Origin of the sequence: Sinorhizobium chiapasense (genome assembly GCF_036488675.1) — a bacterium.
Classification (GTDB): domain Bacteria; phylum Pseudomonadota; class Alphaproteobacteria; order Rhizobiales; family Rhizobiaceae; genus Sinorhizobium; species Sinorhizobium chiapasense.
Genome location: NZ_CP133148.1, coordinates 686,767 through 701,490, shown reverse-complemented (window position 1 = coordinate 701,490; position 14,724 = coordinate 686,767). Strand labels below are relative to the sequence as shown.

The window sequence follows — 14,724 nt, the reverse complement described above, 5'->3', positions numbered from 1 at the left end:
GCAGGCCGGCGGTGTGAAGCCGCCGGAACCGGCGGCTTCTGTTCGTTCCCCGTCACTTGATCCGCGGGAGCTGTTCCCACTGGTGGAACGGCGGCGGCGACGAGAGCTGCCATTCGAGCGTGTTCGCACCCTCACCCCACGGGTTGTCGCCCGCAACGCGCTTGCGCGCAAAGGCTTCAGCGACACCGAAGAGGAAGATGAGCACGCCGACGGCAGCGATGTAGGAGCCGTAGGACGACACCATGTTCCAGCCGGCGTAGGCATCCGGATAGTCGATGTAGCGGCGCGGCATGCCTGCAAGGCCAAGGAAGTGCTGCGGGAAGAAGATCAGGTTCACGCCAATGAACATGACCCAGAAATGCAGCTTGCCGACGAATTCCGAATACATGTAGCCGGTCATCTTCGGGAACCAGTAGTACCAGGCAGCGAAGATCGCGAAGACGGCGCCGAGCGACAGAACGTAGTGGAAGTGAGCGACCACGTAGTAGGTGTCGTGCAGCGCACGATCGAGACCGGCATTGGCGAGCTGAACGCCCGTGACGCCGCCGACGGTAAAGAGGAAGATGAAGCCGATCGCCCAGACCATCGGCGTCGTGAAGCGGATCGAGCCGCCCCACATCGTCGCGATCCAGGAGAAGATCTTCACGCCGGTCGGAACCGCGATGACCATCGTTGCGAAGACGAAGTAACGCTGCGTGTCGAGCGACATGCCGACCGTGTACATGTGGTGCGCCCACACGATGAAGCCGACCGCGCCAATCGCGACCATGGCGTAGGCCATGCCGAGGTAACCGAAGATCGGCTTGCGCGAGAAGGTCGAGACGATGTGGCTGACGATGCCGAAGCCCGGCAGAATCAGGATGTACACCTCAGGATGACCGAAGAACCAGAACAGGTGCTGGAACAGGATCGGGTCACCGCCGCCTTCCGGCGCAAAGAAGGCCGTGCCGAAGTTACGGTCGGTGAGCAGCATGGTGATGCCGCCTGCGAGCACCGGCAGCGAGAGCAGGAGCAGGAAGGCTGTGATCAGGACCGACCAGGCAAAGAGCGGCATCTTGTGCAGCGTCATGCCCGGAGCACGCATGTTGAGAATCGTCGTGATGAAGTTGATCGCGCCGAGGATCGACGACGCGCCGGCGATGTGAAGGCCGAGGATCGCGAGATCCATAGCCGGCCCGGGCATACCGGAGGTCGAGAACGGCGGATAGATCGTCCAGCCGCCGCCGGCGCCGTAGGCACCCGCCGGGCCTTCGACGAACATCGAAAGGAAGACGAGCAGGAACGCCGGCACAAGCAGCCAGAACGAGATGTTGTTCATGCGCGGGAAGGCCATGTCCGGCGCGCCGATCATGATCGGCACCATCCAGTTGGCGAAGCCGCCGATCAGCGCCGGCATGACCATGAAGAAGATCATGATCAGGGCGTGCGCAGTCGTGAACACGTTGAACATGTGCTTGCCGCCGTCGATGGCAGCGTCGCCTTCGAAGCCGTAGACCATCTGGGCCAGACCATGGAAGATCTGGATGCCCGGCTCCTGCAACTCGGCGCGCATGAATACCGACAACGTGCCGCCGATGAGACCGGCGACGATCGCGAACAGCAGGTAGAGCGTACCGATGTCCTTGTGGTTGGTCGACAGGAACCAGCGCTGGAAGAAGCTCAACGGCTTGTGCGCATGGTCTGCATGGGCATGGTCGGAGTGATCATGCCGGTGATCGTGATGAACGGCTGTTCCAGCCATGGGTCGAGCTCCCCTTCCGAATTACTGTGCGGCGCTTGCGGCGACGTCAACGGTCTTGGCCGCGCCGTCGATGGACGCCATGAGCGCCTTGTTCGCTTCGCCGAGGTTGGTTGCGGCGGCAGCGAGCCAGGCGTCGTATTTATCCTGCGCGACTACGCGAATGGCGATCGGCATATAGGCGTGATCCTTGCCGCAGAGCTCGGAACACTGGCCATAATAGAGGCCTTCACGGTCCGCCTTGAACCAGGTTTCGTTGAGGCGGCCCGGGACGGCGTCGATCTTCACGCCGAAAGCCGGCATGGCGAAGGCATGGATAACGTCCGCGGCCGTCACGAGCATGCGTACGGTCTTGCCGACGGGCACGACCACTTCGTTGTCGACGGCGAGAAGGCGCGGATACTGGCTCTTGTCTTCCTTGCCAAGGCTTGCGCGATCCTCTTCCTTCATCAGCAGACTGTCGAACGAAAGCGGATTTTCACCAACCTCGTATTCATACGACCAATACCACTGGTTGCCGGTCGCCTTGACCGTCAGGTCCGGATTCTGCGGCGGCGTCAGCTGCGCCGTCAGAAGCTGGAAGGACGGAATGGCAAGGAAAAGCAGAACGATAACCGGACCGACGGTCCAGATGACTTCGATCAGAGTGTTGTGGCTGGTCCTGGAAGGAACCGGGTTGGCACCCTCTCGGAATTTGACCACGACGACAATCAGCAGGAGGAGGACCAGCAACGTGATCGGAATGATGAACCACAGGGTATATTGTTCAAACCACGTGATTTCTTCCATGATGCCCGTCGCGGCCGTCTGAAGACGCGTCTGCCATTCGACAGGCTTGTCAGCAAAGGCGCTCGAAGCAAAAAGCAGACAGGCAAGCGCTGCCAGAACTGCATAAGCCTTGTTTTTCACAATGTGTCTCCCCAATGCGCTTGATCAGGATCAAACCGAAACGCAGAATCCCTGCGATACTGCAGCGCTTCAAACCACAGTTTGACCAGCGCCGCAACATCTGTCCAATCAAGCCCGTGCGGCATTTTTGCACAAAGGGGGCTTTTCTCACAGGCGACCCCTCGCGCCCGTCTGCGAATTGGGTTAGGTCTGTCGTGACCCGCGCGACTGCCAGTCTACGTTTTGCAATCCGGGGCTTTCCCAATGAGGCCCAATTTCCGCCATATGGCGCTGGAATCTAGCGCTCAGGGCTTTTCATTTATCTTCGCGCGCATCAAGAATAGCCCTGATGATTCGACGTTTTGAGGTTTACATGGGCCTGTCCCTCTTCTCCCGGCTGCCGGTTCTGGCCGCGCTCGGAATTGCCACCTTCGTCTTCCCCACCGCAAGCATGGCCCAGCAATCCGGCGCAACGCCAGGAACGGTGAAGTCAAACCACGGTGCCTGGTCGATCGTCTGCGATCAGCCGGCGGGCGCCTCGGCTGAGCAATGCGCGCTGATGCAGAACGTCATCGCGGAAGACAGGCCGGAAGTCGGGCTTTCGGTCGTCGTCCTGAAAACTGCCGACCGCAAGGCGAAGATCCTGCGCGTTCTCGCACCGCTCGGCGTGCTTCTGCCGAACGGCCTTGGTCTCAATGTCGATGGCAAGGATATCGGTCGCGCCTATTTCGTGCGCTGCTTCTCCGACGGATGCTATGCCGAAGTGGTGCTTGAGGACGAACTCCTGAAGACCTTCCGCGCCGGCGCGACCGCGACCTTCATCGTTTTCCAGTCGCCAGAAGAAGGTATCGGCATCCCGGTCGACCTCAAGGGTTTCGGCGAGGGCTACGACGCCCTCCCCTGATTGGGCAGCCACCGAAAATTCAAAAGCCGCGCTCCGAGCGCGGCTTTTTCTTGCGGGACGCAAAGCCGGCTACTTACAGTATCTCGGTGGCGGCAATCTTGATGCCGAAACCCTCGAGGCCGACATAGTGGCGCTCGCGCGAGGAAATGAGGCGGATCGACGTAATGCCGAGGTCTCTGAGGATCTGCGCGCCGAGGCCGATTTCCAGCCATTCGCTTTCGCGCGCCTGGGCTTCCGAATGGGCTTCGCGATCATGCTTGCCCTTCCGCGCTGTTTGCGAAACACCGACGCCCACAGAACCCTCGCGCAGATAGACGATGACGCCCCTTCCCTCTCCGGCGATGCGTTTCATGATCGCGTCGATCTGACGGTCCCCGCCGAAGACATCTGCGCCGACATTCTCAAGGTGCAGACGAACGGGGATGTCGACGCCGTCGCGAATGTCGCCGAAGACGACGGCAAGATGCTGCATCGGATCCCAAGGCAGCGAATAGGTGTGGCCCTTTGCCTTGCCGTAAGGCGTATCGATCTCGAAGCAATTGCCCTGCTCGATCAGCGTTTCCTTGCGCTGGCGATAGGCGATCAGATCGGCGACAGAGACCTGTTTGAGGCCGTGAGTCTCGGCGAAGCTCTCAACCTGCGGGCCGCGCATCACGGTGCCGTCGTCGTTGACGAGCTCGCAGATGACGCCGACCGGCGGGAGGCTCGCGAGCTTGCAGAGGTCCACGGCCGCCTCGGTATGGCCCGAACGCATCAGCACACCGCCCTCGCGCGCCACCAACGGAAAGATATGGCCCGGGCGGACGAAATCGGCCGGTCCGATGTTCGGATTGGCAAGGTTGCGAACGGTCAGCGTCCGGTCGTCGGCAGAAATACCGGTCGTGGTTCCGTGCCTGAAATCGACCGAAACGGTGAATGCGGTCGTATGGGCGGAATCGTTCTCCGCCACCATCGCATTCAGATTGAGGCGCTTTGCCTCCTCGCGCGGCATCGGCGCACAGACGATGCCTGAGGTGTGGCGGACGATGAAGGCCATCTTTTCGGGCGTGCAATGCACGGCTGCGACGATCAGGTCGCCCTCGTTCTCGCGGCCGCCGTCATCGGTGACGACGACGATCTCGCCGGCCTCGAAGGCGCGAATGGCGTCGACGACGCGCTTCTGGTCATAGGACATCAAGATTCTCCTGCAAACTACTTCAGCCGGCCGGTCTGACCCCGGTCGCGCAGGTAATGGTCGGCGATCGTGCAGGCGAGCATTGCCTCGCCGATCGGCACGGCCCGGATCCCGACGCAAGGATCGTGGCGGCCCTTGGTGCGCACATCCACCTCGTTGCCATCGCTGTCGATCGAGCGCCGTTCGGTCAGGATGGATGACGTCGGCTTGATCGCGAAGCGTGCAACGACCGGATGACCCGTGGCGATACCACCCAGGATGCCGCCCGCATTGTTGGAAAGGAAAACCGGCTTGCCACCGGGCCCGATGCGCATCTCGTCGGCGTTTTCCTCGCCACTGATCTCGGCAGCGGCAAAACCGTTGCCGATCTCCACGCCCTTGACCGCGTTGATCGACATCAGGTTTGCGGCAATGTCCTGATCGAGCTTGCCGTAGATCGGCGCGCCGATACCCGCAGGCACCCCCTCGGCAACCACCTCGACGACCGCACCGATCGACGAACCGGCCTTGCGGATGCCATCGAGATATTCTTCCCAGACGGGGACGATCGCCGGATCAGGGGCGAAGAACGGGTTGTTATTCACCTCGGCCCAGTCCCAGTTGGCCCGATTAATCCTGTGCTTGCCGATCTGGACGAGCGCCCCACGCACGACCAGGCCGGGCACCACTTTGCGGGCGATGCCGCCGGCTGCAACGCGGGCAGCCGTTTCGCGCGCCGAAGAGCGTCCGCCGCCGCGATAATCGCGAATGCCGTATTTGACGTCGTAGGTGTAATCCGCGTGACCGGGGCGGTAACGCTTAGCGATCTCGGAATAGTCCTTCGAGCGCTGGTCGGTGTTCTCGATCATCATCGAGATCGGCGTACCGGTCGAGATCATCGTCTCGCCGTCCTCGTCGAACATCACGCCGGAGAGGATCTTGACCAGGTCGTCCTCGCGGCGCTGGGTCACGAAGCGGGATTGTCCGGGCTTGCGCTTGTCGAGCCAGGCCTGGATTTCGGCGAGCGTGAAGCGAATGCCGGGCGGGCATCCGTCGACAACACAGCCAAGCGCCGGCCCGTGGCTTTCGCCCCAGGTGGTGACGCGGAAGAGGTGACCGAAGCTATTGTGCGACATGACGACAACCGAATGTTGACAACCGCGCGCAAAAACAGACGCGCGCGCCTTCTCTTAGTGGAAAGCCGTCAAAGGGAAAAGACTTTCTGCAGCACCGTCGGGCTTTGTCGATAATTCGATCAGGAAGCGAGGCGGAATCCGCGGTCTGTGGCAAAGGCAATGAAGCGTTCGCTGCTCAACGGCTTGGAAAAGGCGTAGCCCTGCAGAAGGTCGCAGCCGAGAATGCCGAGCATTTCCGCATGCGCCATGGTTTCCACGCCTTCGGCGGCGGTTTCGATGCCAAGCGAACGGCCGATGTCAATGATCGAGCGCACGAGCGCCTGCTCTGTTCGGGCGCCGAGCACCGGCGCCACCAGCTGGCGATCGATCTTCAAGCGTTTCGGCTTGATCTTCAGAAGGCTGACAATCGAGGTATGCCCGGTGCCGAAATCGTCGATCTCGATGTCGATGCCGAGCTTCTTGATACCGTCGATATTGGCTGTGACGATGTCGTCGCTTTCATCGAGGAAGATCGACTCGACCAGTTCGAACGAAATCTGGCCGGGCATGATACTCAGCCCCTTGAGCGAGGCGAGCAGATCCTTTTCCTGCAGGCGCTTGGCAGAGACGTTCACGGAAATCTTCGGCACCTGGAGACCGGCCGCGGCCCAGCGCATCCGGTCGGCAAGAGCCTTTTGCAGAACCAGCCGATCGAGCGTCGCGGTGACGTTCAACTCCTCGGCAATCTTCAGGAACCGGTCCGGCGTCAGGATTCCCACACGCGGATGCTGCCAACGGATCAGCGCCTCGACACCGGACAATGCGAGCGTCGAGGCGTCGAACTGCGGCTGATACCACGGCACGAACTCGTCGCGTTCGATCCCTTCCAGGATCTCATCGGCGATGCGCTTGTTGGTCACCACCTCGGCCTCCAACGCCTGCGTGAAGAACTGATAGCGGTTACGTCCACTTTCCTTGGCTCGATAGAGCGCGATGTCGGCATTGACGAGCAGCTTGCGCGCATCGGCGGTGGGACGATGCGCCACTGCAACGCCGATGCTGACGCCGAAGCGACAAGGAAAGCCGTCATAGTCGACCGGTTGACGCATCTGGACGATGATGTGGTCGCATAGCGCGGACAACGCTTTATCGTCCGGCGCTCCGGGAATCACCACAACGAATTCGTCTCCGCCGATGCGGGCGACGATGTCATCTGGCGAGATGCTCGAGCGCAGAATCTCGGAAGCATGGACGAGCATGGCGTCACCGGCCGCGTGTCCAAGCGTGTCGTTGATCTGCTTGAAGCGGTCGAGATCGATATGGAGGATGGCGATGCCGTCGGACTTTACGGCATTCGCCGCGAAGAGCCGATCCAGCGCCTTGTCGAGCATCCGCCGGTTTCCGAGTCCCGTCAGCGGATCATGCAGGGCATTGTGCTCGATGCGATCCTTCGCATCGGCGAGCTCGGCATTCTTCATATCGGCTGTCGCCTTGGCGGCCCTAAGCTGCTCGGTCATCAGCACATCGTCGGTGACATCCCAGCTGATACCAGTGATTTTCGCCCGGCCATCGGCTCCCTCATGCGCCGAGCCCACATGGCGGACGTGGCGGATTGAGCCATCCGCCATCACGATGCGGTATTGCGAGCGATGTTCAAGCCCTTCGTCCAGGCTGCGGAACAAGGCGATGGAGGCGGCGGCGATGTCGTCCGGGTGCACAGTCGCACGCCATTCCTCATGAGTTGGATCTCGGCCGGTGCGAAAAAGCCCATGCAGATGGAACATCCGGTCGTCCCAGGACCGTTCCTGCGTGGCAATGTCGATCTCCCAGATTCCGATCTTCGAAGCATCCAGGGCCAGGTTGAGACGATGGGACAAGGCCATCACCTCGCCTTCCCGCGCCTTCAGCTTGGCGATGTTGCGCTGCCGCTCATTGACGAGACCACCGGCGAGAAAAATAGGCACGACCACGACCACGACCGCGGCGATGGTCGCAAGCCTGATCTCACCGCTGTTTGCCGGTTCCTGCGCCCAGCCGGCGACGGGAGCAGCGGCCAACTCCCATACACCACCGGGTAAAGACAGTTCGCGGACGACGGGCGAGTTCTGGAAGACCCCGGTTTCGTCGAGAAACGGTTCCAGAACATTGTCGCTGACAGAAACGTCGCGAATGGCAAGATGAATAGGCACGTGCCGACGGTCGCGGCCGGCTGCCTCCCGCATCTCCATGCTTGCCTCGTTGAGGCGCGCCGACCGATAGAGCGCCTCTTCATCAAGGACGGCCTCAACGAAGCCCCAGAACGCAGTGCGTCCCCCGACATTGGAGGAGACCGGCACAAAGATTTCGAAGCCATTGCGGCTGCTTGGCAGGCGCACTGGTCCGACGACCACGGGCCTTGTCGTCAAGGCTGCACGGTCGAGCGCCTCCCGCATTGCCCGGAACCTGCCGAAATCCGTGCCGACGTGGGATTGTTGGCGCGCCTGCGAGAAAGTCATCGTGACGACGCCCGCCGGCGCCGCGGAGACACGAACGAGTTGAGGATTTTGGAGGAGCAGCTTCGACGCGAGCTTGCTGAATTCGCTCTCCGTCGTCTGCTGCTGGACGGCGATCCCATTGGCGAGCCCGTTGAGCGCGGCGATATTGGTGTTGAATTCCGCGCGGAAGCGATCCGCGATCAGATTCAGTTCGTTTTCGACATTGATCTTGAGGTCTTTGCGAAAGTTCTCGCGGTTCTGGCGCTCATAGATATGGCCGCCGATGAAGACGACGGCGCCGGCAATCACCGCCGGAAAGAGCGACGGCTTCGCAAAGTTGGCAATCGCACGGATGCGGCGGCGCAGAGCGACGATGATCTTCAATTGTCTTTCCCCAATCCCCGAGTGCACGGTAGTCTTGGAGTCTTAAGATAGACTTTCGCGAAAATTTCATTGGAAAACGTGGTGACAAGGGCCGTCCGCCGGGCAGCCGATCAGCCTCGTCGGCTTGAAATTGCCCACAACGGCGTCCACTCTCCGATCACCGGCCGCACTGTCTTAAACCAGCCGACAGTTGCGCTAAAGCAACGGTATTAGGCAACTTTTGCCACAATCGGGGATCAAATCGTGATGACAAGAATATTCGCAGAATCATTGAGGAGGGCAAGAAGGATGCGATTTGTCATTGCCGCACTCATGGCCACTGCAGGTTTGCTTTCGCCGCTTTCCGCGCATGCTGAAAGCGCCGACGTGGAAGCGGTGATCACCAGTGTGGACACCGAGCGCCTGAGCCTGTCTTTGGATGACGGCAAGAGCTATCAGGCTCCCGAGGAGTTCAACTTCGAAGGTCTCGAGGCAGGCGTCAAGGTTCTCGTTTTCTACACCGAAGTCGATGGCAAACGGGTCATCAACGACCTGGAAATCGTGCAGTAACCGTGATCGGGCCTGCACGACAGCGTCGCGCGCCTTAACAGACGCGCTTCGCGCTTGCTTTGATATCGGGGCGGGCCGCCTAGAGCATCCCGCTTTCAAGTGGAATCACTGAAAGCGGATAAGATGCTCTAGAATCAAAGTGCTAGAGCGTCCTTTGTGCGTTCACTTGAACGCACGGCGCTCTAGACCCAGCCGATCGCCCCGTCGGCGATCCTCAGCAGCCGGTCCTGCGGAATGGCCGAAGCCGCCGCTTCGTCCGCGCCCATTTCTCCGAGAAGCTTGAACAGCACGCGAATGACGCCGCCATGCGTGATGCAGACCGTCGGCTGCGTCACGTCCTTTAACCAGGCACCCACGCGCCACGACAGAATTTCGTAGCTTTCCGCATCCTGGCCGGGCGGGATGAAATCCCATTTGGCAACGCGTCTTTCGGCGATGCGCTGGGGTACCTGGCGCTTCAATTCGGGCAGGGTGTAGCCTTCCCAGTCGCCGAAGGAGACCTCTTTCAGCCTGTCATCAGTGCGGTAGGAAAGCGGATCGAGGCCCATGGCGTACCGGAGACGCTCCATGGTCTCGCGTGTGCGACCGAGCGGGCTGGCGACAAAATCGAAGTTGTTGCCTTTGCGCCCGAGGATCGCCGCCAGTGCAAGGCCGTTCCCGGTCGCCTGCCGGCGACCGGTTTCGTTGAGGGGAATGTCCTTTTGTCCCTGAAGACGGCTCTCGGCATTCCAATCCGTTTGTCCATGCCGAACCATGTAGACGAGCACAGCGTTCACTCCGGGCGAGCTGTCACCACCGCCGTCGCAACAACAAGGGAAATCAGTCCTTCAGAACGGAAATGTCCGGTGCATCGACAGCCTTCATGCCGACCGTATGATAGCCGGAATCGACGTGGTGCACTTCGCCAGTGACGCCGCTCGACAGATCGGAGAGCAGATAGAGCGCCGAATTGCCGACTTCCTCAATCGAGACGGTACGCTTCAACGGCGCATTGTACTCGTTCCACTTGAGGATATAGCGGAAATCGCCGATGCCGGACGCGGCAAGCGTCTTGATCGGGCCAGCCGAGATCGCGTTGACGCGGATACCGCGGTTGCCGACATCGACCGCAAGGTATCGCACGCTCGCCTCCAGCGCCGCCTTGGCAACGCCCATGACATTGTAATGCGGCATCACCTTCTCGGCGCCGTAGTAGGTAAGCGTCAGCATCGAGCCGCCGTCGTTCATGACGCGCTCGGCACGTGCGGCGACAGCCGTGAAGGAGTAGACGGAAATATCCATCGTGCGCGCGAAGTTGTCGCGGCTGGTATCGAGGTAGCGCCCTGTCAGTTCATCCTTGTCGGAGAAGGCGATGGCATGCACGACGAAGTCGATCTTGCCCCACTTCTCTTCGAGTGTCGAGAAAACGGCGTCAATCGTTGCAAGGTCGGTCACATCGCAATGGCCCGCCATGAAGGCACCAAGTTCCTGCGCCAGCGGTTCGACACGCTTCTTCAGTGCGTCTCCCTGCCAGGTCAGTGCGATTTCGGCACCCGCTTCCGAGCAAGCCTTTGCGATGCCCCATGCGATCGAGCGGTTGTTTGCAACGCCCATGATGACGCCGCGCTTGCCGTTCATCAGACCCGATGCCTGAGCCATGGAATGTCCCCAATACTGTCTGCCTGCACCGGCCGCCGCCGGTGCGAGAGTTCACGAATGTCAACGCCGCGGCACACGCATCTGTGCGGTGCGGCAAATTGTCGAGAATTGCCTATGGCATAGCCGTTAAAACGGTTCAAGCGCACCGCAGATCAGGAACTGTTAGTCCCCGTAATATTGGTTCAGCTTGTCAGAAAACCGTCACAGATAAAGACCGTGGCGCAGCGACCTCATCAGGTCCGTTATCTTGTCGTCCGGCTTTTCGCGAAGCATCAGCCGCAGTTCGACGAGCAGATCCCCGGCTTCTCCATCCGCGTCGCGCAATCCCGCACCGGCAATACGGATCACCTTGTCCGATCCGGACCAGGCAGGAACGGTCACCGTAACCGGCCCGTTTGGCGTTTCTACGACAGTGTCGCAGCCGAGCACGGCATCTTCAAGGTCGAGCGGCAGGGTGGTCACCAGGTCGAAACCTTGCGTTCGGACCGGACCTTCCTGGTTGATCCGCAATGTCGCCAGCACATCGCCGCGCGCCATGCCCGTCACTCTGTAGCCCTGTTCCTTGAGCCGCATGGCCTGGCCGTCGGTTGCGCCGGGCGGGATCGAGAACCTCACGGTCTCGCCGTCCGGTAGCTCCACGGATACCCGGGCGCGATTGACGACTTGCTCGATGCTCACATGAACGTCGACCGCCAGATCCGGCACTTTCTCGGCGGTCTTTGCGACGCGACCACGAATTCGCCGTACGATCGCCGCTACCAGATCCGCCGCGGGCGCAGCGGAGCGCCGGAAGGCCGTCGCTTCGAACTTGGACGCTTCCTCCCGTTTCGAATCCGCGGTCGCCTCCGGCCCGGTATCCGCCGGCGGCTCACCCTTCTCGACCGGCCGCGCATACGCGGTTTTTGGTTTCGAGGGAGATGGTGCAGCCTGCGGTTCGACACCGAAGATGCGCGAGATGGCCTCTTCAGCCGTTTCGGCGTCGATCGGCTGCTCTGCAGGCTCCGGTCCACGCATTTTCTGCTTCATCGCTTCCATGCGGCGCAGTTCGGCTTCACGCCGAACGCGATCGTAGCGGCTTCTCAGCACCGGATCGCGCAAGAGCTCGTAAGCCTTTCCCGCCTCGGCAAAGCGCTGTGTCGCCAAGGGATCGTCGTGGTTGTGGTCCGGATGCACGGCTTTGGCTACGGATCGCCAAGCGGCCTTGATCTCATCCTGCCCGGCATTGCGGCGCACACCGAGAATTGCATAGGGATCACGCATGGTTTGTCACCATCTTCTCCGACCGGCGGCCCCTTCGCTCGCCATATCTCACCACGGTAAGAAGGCCGCGTCTTGCGACTTCTTTCCCGGCGATGATCTGGAGAAGTTGCTAAATATGGGTTAGTCGACAGCTCTGGGGACCGGCGCGAACGAACGGGTCGCGATGCTTTTCCGCGGCTTTGAACCAACGTGGTTAATCAAGGATGTTCAGCCCTGCGGGCCGAAGCTCGTCAGATACCATTCGCCGTTGCCGAGTTGGCAGGCACTTCCGTCGAACTTCGCTATGCCTTCATAAGAGTGGCGGGTCGTGGTGAAGCGCCGGCAGAGCATGCCGCTTGCACGGTCTTCCTGAATGGCACTGATCACGCCTGCACTACCGGACGTCGCGTTTGCCCACGGGATCGGGTTGGCGCCGCCCTGACTGATGTCGGCAGAGGAAACGGCGTTGCGCACGGCAACGGCGTCCGAGAGACCATCCGCGGTTTTCGCGACCGGTACCGTACCCGTCGACACACGATCGACGCTTGGGCCGCCAAAGAGATCGAGGCCCGCGCCCATGCACCCCGGCAGAGCGAGAAGTGCCATACAAAGCACTCCGCTGCGCAGCAAGGCGAAGGAAAAACCCTTCTTGCCATCGATCGACTTTGCTATGTCTTGCACGGCAATCCTGTCAGACTCGCAAGAGCTGCACGTTTTCCGAGGAAGTCCACAGGCAGGCTCTGACACTTTTCGATGCGGAAACACCGACCGGGCTCATCCCGAGGCGTTCCCGCGCCAGATATCACGGCATTGGAAGGCACTATGACCGCGAATGAGTTAATAACCGGTGACTTCACCGAAGCGAACGAGCCCTTTTCCCTTTTCGGCACATGGTTGAAGGACGCCGAAGAGAACGAGATCAACGATCCGAACGCCGTGGCGCTTGCGACCGTCGATCCGGATGGGCTTCCCAATGTGCGCATGGTGCTGCTCAAGGGATTCGATGAACGCGGTTTCGTCTTCTACACAAATTTCGAAAGTCAGAAAGGCCGTGAAATTCTTTCGTCTCGCAAAGCCGCGATGTGTTTCCACTGGAAATCGCTGCGCCGGCAGGTGCGAGTTCGCGGTCCGGTCGAAATCGTCTCCGACGAAGAAGCGGACGAGTATTTCAGGAGCCGGCCGCGCGGCAGCCGCATCGGCGCCTGGGCCTCGAAGCAATCGCGTCCGCTCGAAAGCCGCTTCGCCCTGGAAAAGGCGGTCGCCGAATACACGGCACGCCACGCCATCGGCGAAATCCCTCGCCCGGAACACTGGTCCGGCTTCCGCATCCGCCCTACCTCGATCGAATTCTGGCACGACCGTCCCTTCCGACTGCATGACCGGGTGGAGTTCCGTCGCCAAACACCGGAGGGCGGCTGGGCAAAGGTGCGGATGTATCCGTGAGAGGCCGGTGGATTATCCCGTCATCAGCCGAAAGGGAATTCCGGAAGCGAGTGCCGAGACGTGGCGGTGGTTCTGGAAGTGGCCGTTGAGTGAAATTCGCGGCAGGGCGTGGAAATTTGAAACGGTGCCGGCTGAAAGCGTGGCGGGTTGCGTCGTCACCGCCACCGTGAAACCGAGCCGCTCGGCCAGACGATGGTCGCGTTCCGAAACCGCATGCCTGTCCCCATAGGGATAGGCGAAAGTCGCCGGCCAGCGTCCGGCGATGGCCTCGGCGCGCGCGGCAGATTCCGACATCTCTCGTTGCGCCTCTGCGTCGCCCAGCCGCGCCAGTGCGCGATGGCTGATCGTATGCGCGCCGAGGCTTGCCAGCGGGCTTTGCAGCAGGGAGCGCAGCCCCGCCTTATCGAGCGTCAAACGTGTGGTGATCGCAAGGGGATCAATACCCTGCTCACGCGCCAGCTCGTTCAGTTTGCCGACGGCATCTGCCTCGTCGTGACGGCGAACATAGGTTGAGACGCGGTCGAATACGGACTGCTTTTCCGTATTGCTTGCGGCTCTCATGGTCTCCGTTCCGGGGCCGAAATCGAAGCGGAAAGCGCTTACCGTCGAGAGCAAGTCGGCAAGCGTTTCCCACCACAGCGTGTGGGTGCGATCGACGTAGCCGCCCGTGACGAAAACGGTGAACGGCACGCCCTGTTGCTCGAAAACCGGCAACGCGTATTCGAGGTTGTTGCGGTAGCCGTCATCAAGCGTGAAACAAGCGACCGGCCGTGCATCGGCGAGGACCAGGCTTTCCGGCAGATCTTCCAACGCGACGAAGCGATAACCGTCGCGCTTCAGCGCCAGGATCGCTTCGTCGAGAAACGTCGGTGTAATTTCCAGGTGAGCGTTCGGGTCAAACGCGCGCGGAATCCTGGGACGAACATGATGCAAGGTGAAGATCGCGCCGCATCCACGCGCGCCCGTCATCAATCCGGAGCGCGCCAGGAGTTGCGCGAGTTCGAGCCCGCCGCCAATAGCGACGCGCCTCACTCGGTCACTCACCACCCGCGCGATGCCCTGCTTCATCCGCCAACCCTGCCTGCGAGGGGGAAACTAACGCCGGGCCGGTTAAGCCTTACTGAATCTGGCTGAGTTTCACGCGCATTCGCCACCAACATTCCGCTTTTTTGAGAAGCGGTCATGGGCCTCGATATTGC

At 61.0% G+C, this 14,724-nt stretch carries 13 protein-coding genes; 3 read left to right on the top strand and 10 right to left on the bottom strand.

The window, feature by feature from the left end; genetic code table 11:
* Positions 1 to 52: 52 nt before the first annotated feature.
* Both ctaD and coxB read right to left on the bottom strand, forming a co-directional pair.
* On the bottom strand, positions 53 to 1,741 hold the full coding sequence (ctaD, locus tag RB548_RS03220; protein WP_331373612.1) for a cytochrome c oxidase subunit I: 1,689 nt from the start codon (positions 1,739 to 1,741) through the stop codon (positions 53 to 55).
* 21 nt (positions 1,742 to 1,762) lie between these two features.
* Positions 1,763 to 2,647 carry a cytochrome c oxidase subunit II gene (gene coxB / locus RB548_RS03215; RefSeq protein ID WP_331373611.1) on the bottom strand — a complete coding sequence of 295 codons (885 nt, stop codon included), beginning with the start codon at positions 2,645 to 2,647 and terminating at the stop codon, positions 1,763 to 1,765.
* A 352-nt stretch (positions 2,648 to 2,999) separates the two neighbouring features.
* Here coxB and RB548_RS03210 point away from each other — a divergent pair, with 352 nt between their 5' ends.
* The gene (locus RB548_RS03210) at positions 3,000 to 3,530 is read left to right on the top strand and encodes an invasion associated locus B family protein (protein WP_331374870.1); all 531 of its coding nucleotides are present in this window, start codon (positions 3,000 to 3,002) and stop codon (positions 3,528 to 3,530) included.
* A gap of 73 nt (positions 3,531 to 3,603) precedes the next feature.
* Here RB548_RS03210 and ribB read toward each other — a convergent pair whose 3' ends face one another.
* The 3 genes from ribB to RB548_RS03195 all read right to left on the bottom strand — a co-directional run bounded on the left by ribB (position 3,604) and on the right by RB548_RS03195 (position 8,656).
* Positions 3,604 to 4,704: a 3,4-dihydroxy-2-butanone-4-phosphate synthase gene (ribB, locus tag RB548_RS03205; RefSeq protein ID WP_331373610.1), complete on the bottom strand. Its 1,101-nt coding sequence runs from the start codon at positions 4,702 to 4,704 to the stop codon at positions 3,604 to 3,606.
* Between the two features lie 17 nt (positions 4,705 to 4,721).
* Positions 4,722 to 5,819 (bottom strand): chorismate synthase, encoded by a 1,098-nt coding sequence (gene aroC / locus RB548_RS03200; protein WP_331373609.1) that lies wholly within the window; start codon positions 5,817 to 5,819, stop codon positions 4,722 to 4,724.
* Positions 5,820 to 5,938: 119 nt separating this feature from the next.
* Entirely contained in the window at positions 5,939 to 8,656 is a 2,718-nt protein-coding gene (locus RB548_RS03195; RefSeq protein WP_331373608.1) for a bifunctional diguanylate cyclase/phosphodiesterase, read from the bottom strand.
* Between the two features lie 288 nt (positions 8,657 to 8,944).
* Between RB548_RS03195 and RB548_RS03190 the strand changes: the two genes are divergently transcribed.
* Positions 8,945 to 9,205, top strand: coding sequence for a DUF1344 domain-containing protein (locus tag RB548_RS03190; RefSeq protein ID WP_136507224.1), 261 nt, complete (start codon positions 8,945 to 8,947; stop codon positions 9,203 to 9,205).
* Positions 9,206 to 9,387: 182 nt separating this feature from the next.
* Here RB548_RS03190 and RB548_RS03185 read toward each other — a convergent pair whose 3' ends face one another.
* From RB548_RS03185 to RB548_RS03170, 4 genes are all read right to left on the bottom strand, one after another.
* Positions 9,388 to 9,972, bottom strand: coding sequence for a histidine phosphatase family protein (locus RB548_RS03185; protein WP_331373607.1), 585 nt, complete (start codon positions 9,970 to 9,972; stop codon positions 9,388 to 9,390).
* Positions 9,973 to 10,024: 52 nt separating this feature from the next.
* Positions 10,025 to 10,843, bottom strand: coding sequence for an enoyl-ACP reductase FabI (fabI, locus tag RB548_RS03180; protein WP_331373606.1), 819 nt, complete (start codon positions 10,841 to 10,843; stop codon positions 10,025 to 10,027).
* A gap of 201 nt (positions 10,844 to 11,044) precedes the next feature.
* On the bottom strand, positions 11,045 to 12,103 hold the full coding sequence (locus RB548_RS03175) for a DnaJ C-terminal domain-containing protein (RefSeq protein ID WP_331373605.1): 1,059 nt from the start codon (positions 12,101 to 12,103) through the stop codon (positions 11,045 to 11,047).
* A gap of 207 nt (positions 12,104 to 12,310) precedes the next feature.
* The gene (locus tag RB548_RS03170; protein WP_331373604.1) at positions 12,311 to 12,763 is read right to left on the bottom strand and encodes an RT0821/Lpp0805 family surface protein; all 453 of its coding nucleotides are present in this window, start codon (positions 12,761 to 12,763) and stop codon (positions 12,311 to 12,313) included.
* 141 nt (positions 12,764 to 12,904) lie between these two features.
* Between RB548_RS03170 and pdxH the strand changes: the two genes are divergently transcribed.
* Positions 12,905 to 13,525, top strand: coding sequence for a pyridoxamine 5'-phosphate oxidase (pdxH, locus tag RB548_RS03165; protein ID WP_331373603.1), 621 nt, complete (start codon positions 12,905 to 12,907; stop codon positions 13,523 to 13,525).
* A 12-nt stretch (positions 13,526 to 13,537) separates the two neighbouring features.
* Here the strand turns inward: pdxH and RB548_RS03160 are convergent, their stop codons facing one another.
* Entirely contained in the window at positions 13,538 to 14,593 is a 1,056-nt protein-coding gene (locus tag RB548_RS03160) for a polysaccharide deacetylase family protein (RefSeq protein WP_331373602.1), read from the bottom strand.
* Positions 14,594 to 14,724: the final 131 nt, after the last annotated feature.

Bases quoted from the DNA above. Each gene is read 5' to 3' on its own strand.
- ctaD (WP_331373612.1), bottom strand. From the start codon at position 1,741: ATGGCTGGAACAGCCGTTCATCACGATCACCGGCATGATCACTCCGAC.
- RB548_RS03210 (WP_331374870.1), top strand. From the start codon at position 3,000: ATGGGCCTGTCCCTCTTCTCCCGGCTGCCGGTTCTGGCCGCGCTCGGA.
- ribB (WP_331373610.1), bottom strand. From the start codon at position 4,704: ATGTCCTATGACCAGAAGCGCGTCGTCGACGCCATTCGCGCCTTCGAG.
- aroC (WP_331373609.1), bottom strand. From the start codon at position 5,819: ATGTCGCACAATAGCTTCGGTCACCTCTTCCGCGTCACCACCTGGGGC.
- RB548_RS03190 (WP_136507224.1), top strand. From the start codon at position 8,945: ATGCGATTTGTCATTGCCGCACTCATGGCCACTGCAGGTTTGCTTTCG.
- fabI (WP_331373606.1), bottom strand. From the start codon at position 10,843: ATGGCTCAGGCATCGGGTCTGATGAACGGCAAGCGCGGCGTCATCATG.
- RB548_RS03175 (WP_331373605.1), bottom strand. From the start codon at position 12,103: ATGCGTGATCCCTATGCAATTCTCGGTGTGCGCCGCAATGCCGGGCAG.
- pdxH (WP_331373603.1), top strand. From the start codon at position 12,905: ATGACCGCGAATGAGTTAATAACCGGTGACTTCACCGAAGCGAACGAG.
- RB548_RS03160 (WP_331373602.1), bottom strand. From the start codon at position 14,593: ATGAAGCAGGGCATCGCGCGGGTGGTGAGTGACCGAGTGAGGCGCGTC.